Here is a 6882-nt window from a genome sequence, read left to right as displayed (position 1 = left end):
GCCGTCGTCGGCGGCGTGCGCGTTCGGCTGGAACGACCGGCCCGCCCACGGCACGCCCGCCGAGTCTGCGGGGGTGGGCCCGGAACGAGTCGGAGCGGCATCCGCACCGCCCGGCTCGTGCCCGTGCTCGGGGTCAGTGCCCGGCGACATCCAGCGCCTCGGGCAGCGTGAAAGCGCCCGCGTACAGCGCCTTGCCGACGATCGCGCCCTCGAGGCCCAGGGGAACGAGCTCGCGCAGGGCGGCGATGTCGTCGAGGCTCGAGATGCCGCCGGAGGCGACCACCGGGCGGTGGGTGCGGTCCATGATCTGGCGGAGCAGGTCGAGGTTCGGGCCCTGCAGCGTGCCGTCCTTGGTCACGTCGGTCACGACGTAGCGGGCTGCGCCGGCCTCCTCGAGGCGGTCCATCACGTGCCAGAGGTCACCGCCGTCCTGCGTCCACCCGCGAGCCGCGAGCGTCGTGCCGCGCACGTCGAGGCCGACGGCGACGGCCTCGCCGTACTGCGCGATGACGGATGCCGCCCACTCGGGGTTCTCGAGCGCGGCGGTGCCGAGGTTGATCCGCTTCGCTCCGATCTCGAGCGCGTGCTCGAGCGACGCGTCGTCACGGATGCCGCCGGACAGCTCGACGTTCACGCCCCTGACCTGGCGGATGACCTTCTTCAGGATCCCCGCGTTGGAACCACGACCGAACGCGGCGTCGAGGTCGACGAGGTGGATCCACTCCGCGCCCTGGTCGGCCCAGTCGGCGGCGGCGTCCACGGGGTCGCCGTAGTTCGTCTCGGTTCCCGCCTCGCCCTTCGTCAGGCGCACGGCCTTGCCGCCCGCCACGTCGACTGCCGGAAGCAGCACCAGACGGGGGGTCTTGTTGAACTCGCTCATCACTGTCCTCGTATCAGTGGCTGTGAAGCGCCACAGCGGCACAGTCACAGCATCCTAGCGCCGCCCGGCAGCGGCCGTCGGCGGATGACCTCTCGCTCAGGCGAGCGAGCCGAGCCAGTTCCCGAGGAGCCGGATACCGGCCTCCGCGGACTTCTCGGGATGGAACTGCGTCGCCGACAACGGGCCGTTCTCGACCGCGGCGAGGAACGGCGCGCCGTGCTCGGCCCAGGTGAGCCTGGGCTTCGGGAACGGCGGCATGACGTCGAGCAGCCACTCCTGCGCGGCATACGAGTGCACGAAGTAGAAGCGCTCGTCCTCGATGCCGTCGAAGAGCACCGATCCCTCGTCGGGCCGCACGGTGTTCCAGCCCATGTGCGGCAGCACCGGAGACGGCAGTTCGGAGACGACACCCGGCCACTCGCCGAGCCCCTCCGAGTCGACGCCCCGCTCGACGCCGCGCTCGAAGAGCACCTGCATGCCCACGCAGATGCCGAGCACCGGGCGGCCTCCGGCGAGACGGCGATCGATGATCTCGTCGCCGCGCACGGCACGGAGTTGCGCCATCACGGCGGCGAAGGCGCCGACGCCGGGCACGAGGAGGCCGTCGGCCTCGAGGGCGGCGGCCCGGTCGGCGGTCACCTGCACCTCGGCGCCCGCGCGTTCGAGCGCCTTCGCGGCCGAGTGCACGTTGCCGGAGCCGTAGTCGAGCACGACGACGCGCTTCGTCCCCGTCACAGGGCGCCCTTCGTCGACGGGACGCCGGTGACGAGCGGGTCGAGCGCCTTCGCCTGCCGGAACGCCCTCGCGAACGCCTTGAACTCGGCCTCGGCGATGTGATGCGGATCGCGACCGCCGATGACCGTGACGTGCACGGTGAGTCCGGCGTTGAACGCGATGGCCTCGAAGACGTGGCGCACCATGGAGCCCGTGAAGTGGCCGCCGATGAGGTGGTACTCGAAGCCCGCCGGCTCGCCCGAGTGCACGAGGAACGGGCGCCCCGAGATGTCCACCACGGCCTGCGCGAGGGCCTCGTCGAGCGGCACGAGGGCGTCGCCGTACCGGGAGATGCCGCGCTTGTCGCCGAGCGCCTCGCGGATGGCCTGGCCGAGCACGATGCCCACGTCCTCGACGGTGTGGTGCACGTCGATCTCGATGTCGCCACGCGCCCGCACCGTGAGGTCGGCGAGCGAGTGCTTCGCGAACGCCGTCAGCAGGTGGTCGTAGAACGGCACCGAGGTCTCGATGTCGCTCGCACCGGTGCCGTCGAGGTTCAGCGACAGGTCGATGCTGGACTCGCTCGTCTCGCGCTGCACGCGGGCGGTGCGCGGTGCGCCGGGAGTGGTCATGCCGTCATCCTATTCGGGGGTCGCTGCGGGGGTCGTCGAGGCGGCCCCCACCGGGGTCGCCGAGGACACCGGCGCGAAGTTCGCGATGGCCTCGAGGAAGGCGGTCGTCTCCGCCTCGGTGCCGGCGGTCACTCGCAGGCAGCCGGGGAGGCCGATCTCGCGGATCAGGATGCCGCGGTCGAGGAGCGCCTCGAACACCGCGTGCGGGTCGTCGACGCCGCCGAAGAGCACGAAGTTCGCCCCACTGCGGTACGGCCGGAACCCGAGGCGCGCCAACTCGGTGGCGATGCGCTCGCGCTGCCCGCGGATCTCGTCCACCATCGCGAGCATCTCGTCGGAGTGGGCGAGCGCTCCGAGCGCGGCGGCCTGCGTGAGCGCAGAGAGGTGGTACGGAAGGCGCACCAGGCGCAGCGCGTCGACGACGGCCGGATCCGCGGCGAGGTATCCCACCCGGGCTCCGGCGAAGGCGAACGCCTTGCTCATCGTGCGCGACACCAGCAGCCGTGGCCGGCCGTCGAGCAGGGTCAGGGCACTCGGCGTGCCGGGGTCGGCGAACTCGATATAGGCCTCGTCGACGACGACGATCCCGCGAGCGGCATCGGCCACCGCGGTGATGGTGTCCAGCGACAGGGGGGTGCCCGTGGGATTGTTGGGGGCGCAGAGCAGCACGATGTCGGGGTCGTGCTCGCGCACGGCGGCCACCGCGGTCTCGGGCGTGAGCTCGAAGTCGTCATCGCGCTCCGCCGTGGTCCACCGGGTGCCGGTGCCGGAGGCGAGCAGGCCGTACATCGAGTAGGTGGGCGCGAATCCCAGCACCGACCGGCCGGGACCCCCGAACGCCTGCATGATGTGCTGCAGCACCTCGTTCGACCCGTTCGCGGCCCAGATGCGATCGACGTCGAGCCCGTGCCCGAGGTAGTCCGCGAGTGCGCGACGCAGTGCCGTGAACTCGCGGTCGGGATACCGGTTCAGGCTGAGGATCGCCGCGGCCACCCGCGCCACGATGTCGTGCGCGACATCCTCGGGGATCGGATGCGTGTTCTCGTTCACGTTCAAGGCGACCGGCACGGCCTTCTGCGGTGCGCCGTACGGTGTGCGACCGCGGAGATCGTCGCGGATGGGCAGGTCGTCGAGGCTCGTCACCAGTCCATGGTAGCCACGGGCCGGCATGCCCCCGGGCCTCGTGACGTCACGGAACGACGGGCAGTGCGAGCCGCTGACCCGGCTCGACGACGGCGTCGTCGAGGCCGTTCAGTCGCATGATCTCGTCGACGAGTTCGCGCGGATCGCCCTGGGGTGCCAGGGACTCGGCAAGCGCCCACAACGAGTCGCCGTTCCCGATGGTGACGTACTCGAACGAGGTCGCCGCTCCTGCGGCACCCGAGTCGGCGGCCGCGCCGCCGGAGCCGAGGACGGCGATCAGCGCCCAGACCACCAGCGGCAGCGCCGCCAGCCCGGTGAAGACGGCCCTGCCACGACGCGTCAGGCGAAGCCGTGTGGCCGCCGGCGCCTCGATCGGCTGTGGGCGCCCGGAAGTGCCGAGCCGGGTCGGTACGATCACTGCACTCATCTCACACCTCCTGATGAGTCGCATCCGGCCCTCGGCCGGGAGGGCCGGATGCGAAGCTCTGTTCCGAATATATCTTCGAATGTTCGAAGCTGCAAGCATCACGTCGCCGGAGCCGATGCCGCCGAATTGCGCGACACACTCGAACGAATGTTTGCCGCACCGACATCTGACGGATACAGTTTCGAATGTTCGAACACAGTCGATCAGACACCACCGACATCCGGCCGCGAGGTCGCAACGAGGGGCGGAGACGTTGAGCACCGACATCGACGGAGCGCGCACGGCCGGCGGTCAACGCCGCCGCAAGAGCCTGAGCGCGAAGCAGGTTGCGATCCTCGAGGTCATCCAGCGCTCGGTGTCGAGCCGCGGGTATCCGCCGAGCATGCGCGAGATCGGCGACGCGGTGGGCCTCTCCTCGCTGTCGAGCGTGACCCACCAGCTCAACCAGCTCGAACTCGCCGGCTACCTCCGGCGCGACCCGAACCGTCCCCGCGCCCTCGAGGTGCTCATCGAGCTGCCCGGCGCGCCCGGGCGCAACGCGTCGGCGGGCGAGCCCGTGCAGGTCGGCGACGCCGCCATGGTGCCGCTCGTCGGGCGCATCGCCGCCGGCATCCCCATCACCGCCGAACAGCAGATCGATGAGGTGTTCCCGCTCCCCCGCCAGCTCGTCGGCAAGGGCGACCTCTTCATCCTCAAGGTCGTCGGCGACTCGATGATCGATGCCGCGATCTGCGACGGCGACTGGGTGGTGGTGCGATCGCAGCGCACCGCCGAGAACGGCGAGATCGTGGCGGCGATGCTCGACGGCGAAGCGACCGTCAAGGTCTTCCGGCAGCGCGACGGCCACACGTGGCTGCTCCCTCGCAACACCGCGTTCGAGCCCATCCTCGGCGACCAGGCCGAGGTGCTCGGCAAGGTGGTCGCCGTGCTGCGCGCGGTCTGACCACGGCCTTCCGGCGCACGCGGTCAGCCGGGCTCAGGCGGTGAGCCGGGCTCAGGCGCTGAGACGGGCTCAGGGCGGGAGCCCGCTCAGGCGGCGGCGAGCGCTCGGTCCGAGACGGCCTTCGTCGTCGGGCCGAGCCCGTGCAGCCATCCGACCACGGTGTCCATGAAGCCGGCGTGATCGTCGCGGAACACCGTGTGCCCGGTGCCCTTCACGGTCTCGACGGTCATCCCCCGGCCGCGCATCTGGGCGGCGACGCGCTCGGTGATGAGAAGGCTCTTCTCGGCGAGGACGACGAGGCTCGGCGCCACCAGGCGCGCCGGGGGAACGAGGGGCCTCGTGTCGAGGAATCCGAAGATCGTGCGCTTGTCCCAGTCCCGGAGCGTGGCGACCTCGATGTCGACGTCGACCGCGCTCCATCGGGGATTCATGCGCACGAGCGCCGACCGGCGGGGCCGCGGGGCCACCGCGAAGAACGCCTTGAACGCCCAGCCCTTGAGGCCGGTCGGGAACGAGAACGCCGGGTCGATGTAGATCGCCGCCCTCGGCGCCAGGCGGTCGGCGACGAGGCTGGCGACGAGGCCGCCGAGCGAGTGGCCCATGACCACGTCGGGGGCCCGGTCGAGCATCGGCTCGAGGGTCTCCGCGACGTCGTCGGCCCAGGCCGCGGGCGAGTAGCGCCGGGCTCGCGGGCTGAGACCGTGGCCGGCGAGGTCGACCGCGAGCACGCGGTAGCCGTGCGCGTGGAGCTCCGCGGTCACCCGGTGCCAGGCGCGCGAGTCCGACATGATCCCGTGGATCAGCACGGCGGTCTTGGCACCATCGCCGGATTCGTGCACTGCGAGTCGCATGCGTCGAACGTAGACGGCGCACCTGTGGGCTGCCCGGGCAGCACATGGGGATCCACCGAGTACGACGACGCAAAGTACGACGACGCCGATCGGATGCCGCGAGCCCGCGACATCCGATCGGCGTGCGTTCGTGCTACTCCGCGAAGGCCGGCTGCGCCAGCTCGGCGCGCACGGCGCGGGTCGCCTCGATGATGTGCTCCAGCGACGCCACCGTCTCCTCGTAGCCGCGCGTCTTGAGTCCGCAGTCGGGGTTCACCCACAGCTTGGACGCGGGGATCTCCGCGACCGCACGCTCGAGCAGCGCCTGCACCTCGGCGGCGCTGGGCACGCGCGGCGAGTGGATGTCGTAGACGCCCGGCCCGATGCCGTGGTCGAAGCCGCTCGTCGAGAGGTCGTCGACGACCTCCATCCGGCTGCGAGCCGCCTCGATCGACGTCACGTCGGCGTCGAGGTTGCGGATCGCGTCGATGACCACGCCGAACTCCGAGTAGCAGAGGTGCGTGTGCACCTGCGTGGCCGGAGCCGCGCCGCCCGTCGCGAGCCGGAACGAGCCGACCGACCAGTCGAGGTAGGCGGGCTGGTCGGCGAGCTTCAGCGGGAGCAGCTCGCGCAGTGCGGGCTCGTCGACCTGGATGACGCGGATGCCGGCCTGCTCCAGGTCGCCGATCTCGTCCCGGAGGGCGAGTGCGACCTGGCGCGCGGTGTCGCCGAGCGGCTGGTCGTCGCGCACGAACGACCACGCGAGGATCGTCACCGGACCGGTGAGCATGCCCTTGACGGGCTTCTCGGTGAGCGACTGGGCGTACGTCGACCACTCCACGGTCATCGGCTGCGGGCGCGACACGTCGCCCCAGAGGATCGACGGGCGCGTGCAGCGCGAGCCGTAGGACTGCACCCAGCCGTGCTGCGTCACCGCGAACCCGTCGAGGAGTTCGGCGAAGTACTGCACCATGTCGTTGCGCTCGGGCTCGCCGTGCACGAGCACGTCGAGGCCCAGCTCCTCCTGCAGGCGGATGACGCGCTCGATCTCCTCACGCATGAGGCCGCGGTACTCGGCATCCGTCAGCTCGCCCTTCAGCAGACGCGCGCGGGCACGACGGATGTCGGCGGTCTGCGGGAACGACCCGATGGTCGTGGTTGGCAGCTCGGGGAGGTCGAGCGACTCCTGGGCGGTGACGCGCTCGTCGTACCCCGCCCGCGCGAAGTCGCGATCCGCGAGCCCCGCGAGCCGCGCGCGCACCGAGGGAACGCGCACGCCGGGCGCTCCGGCACGATCGGCGAGGGCAGCGGAT

Annotated in this window: 8 protein-coding genes; 1 reads left to right on the top strand and 7 read right to left on the bottom strand. The window is 71.3% G+C overall.

Going from position 1 to position 6882, the window contains the following annotated elements:
* Positions 1–133 precede the first annotated feature (133 nt).
* The 5 genes from priA to GH736_RS14425 form a co-directional block, all read right to left on the bottom strand.
* Positions 134–880 carry a bifunctional 1-(5-phosphoribosyl)-5-((5-phosphoribosylamino)methylideneamino)imidazole-4-carboxamide isomerase/phosphoribosylanthranilate isomerase PriA gene (gene priA / locus GH736_RS14445; protein WP_159604518.1) on the bottom strand — a complete coding sequence of 249 codons (747 nt, stop codon included), beginning with the start codon at positions 878–880 and terminating at the stop codon, positions 134–136.
* Positions 881–976: 96 nt separating this feature from the next.
* Entirely contained in the window at positions 977–1615 is a 639-nt protein-coding gene (gene hisH, locus GH736_RS14440) for an imidazole glycerol phosphate synthase subunit HisH (RefSeq protein WP_159604516.1), read from the bottom strand.
* Positions 1612–2226, bottom strand: a complete 615-nt coding sequence (gene hisB / locus GH736_RS14435) for an imidazoleglycerol-phosphate dehydratase HisB (protein WP_159604514.1) — start codon at positions 2224–2226, stop codon at positions 1612–1614. Before hisB ends, hisH begins: the two co-directional genes overlap by 4 nt.
* 9 nt (positions 2227–2235) lie before the next feature.
* Positions 2236–3369, bottom strand: a complete 1134-nt coding sequence (locus tag GH736_RS14430) for a histidinol-phosphate transaminase (protein ID WP_159604512.1) — start codon at positions 3367–3369, stop codon at positions 2236–2238.
* 46 nt (positions 3370–3415) lie between these two features.
* On the bottom strand, positions 3416–3796 hold the full coding sequence (locus GH736_RS14425) for a LysM peptidoglycan-binding domain-containing protein (RefSeq protein WP_159604510.1): 381 nt from the start codon (positions 3794–3796) through the stop codon (positions 3416–3418).
* Positions 3797–4061: 265 nt separating this feature from the next.
* On the opposite strand from GH736_RS14425, the gene lexA reads away from it, so the two are divergent.
* Entirely contained in the window at positions 4062–4739 is a 678-nt protein-coding gene (lexA, locus tag GH736_RS14420; protein ID WP_159604520.1) for a transcriptional repressor LexA, read from the top strand.
* A gap of 86 nt (positions 4740–4825) precedes the next feature.
* Here the strand turns inward: lexA and GH736_RS14415 are convergent, their stop codons facing one another.
* Together GH736_RS14415 and metE are read right to left on the bottom strand one after the other, a co-directional pair.
* Entirely contained in the window at positions 4826–5590 is a 765-nt protein-coding gene (locus GH736_RS14415; protein WP_159604508.1) for an alpha/beta fold hydrolase, read from the bottom strand.
* Between the two features lie 133 nt (positions 5591–5723).
* On the bottom strand, positions 5724–6882 hold a 1159-nt coding region (gene metE / locus GH736_RS14410), incomplete at its 5' end, for a 5-methyltetrahydropteroyltriglutamate--homocysteine S-methyltransferase (RefSeq protein ID WP_159604506.1).

The sequence above is a fragment of the Agromyces humi genome (assembly GCF_009720255.1).
GTDB classification, from domain to species: domain Bacteria; phylum Actinomycetota; class Actinomycetes; order Actinomycetales; family Microbacteriaceae; genus Agromyces; species Agromyces humi.
This window is presented reverse-complemented; position numbering and strand designations above follow the sequence as displayed.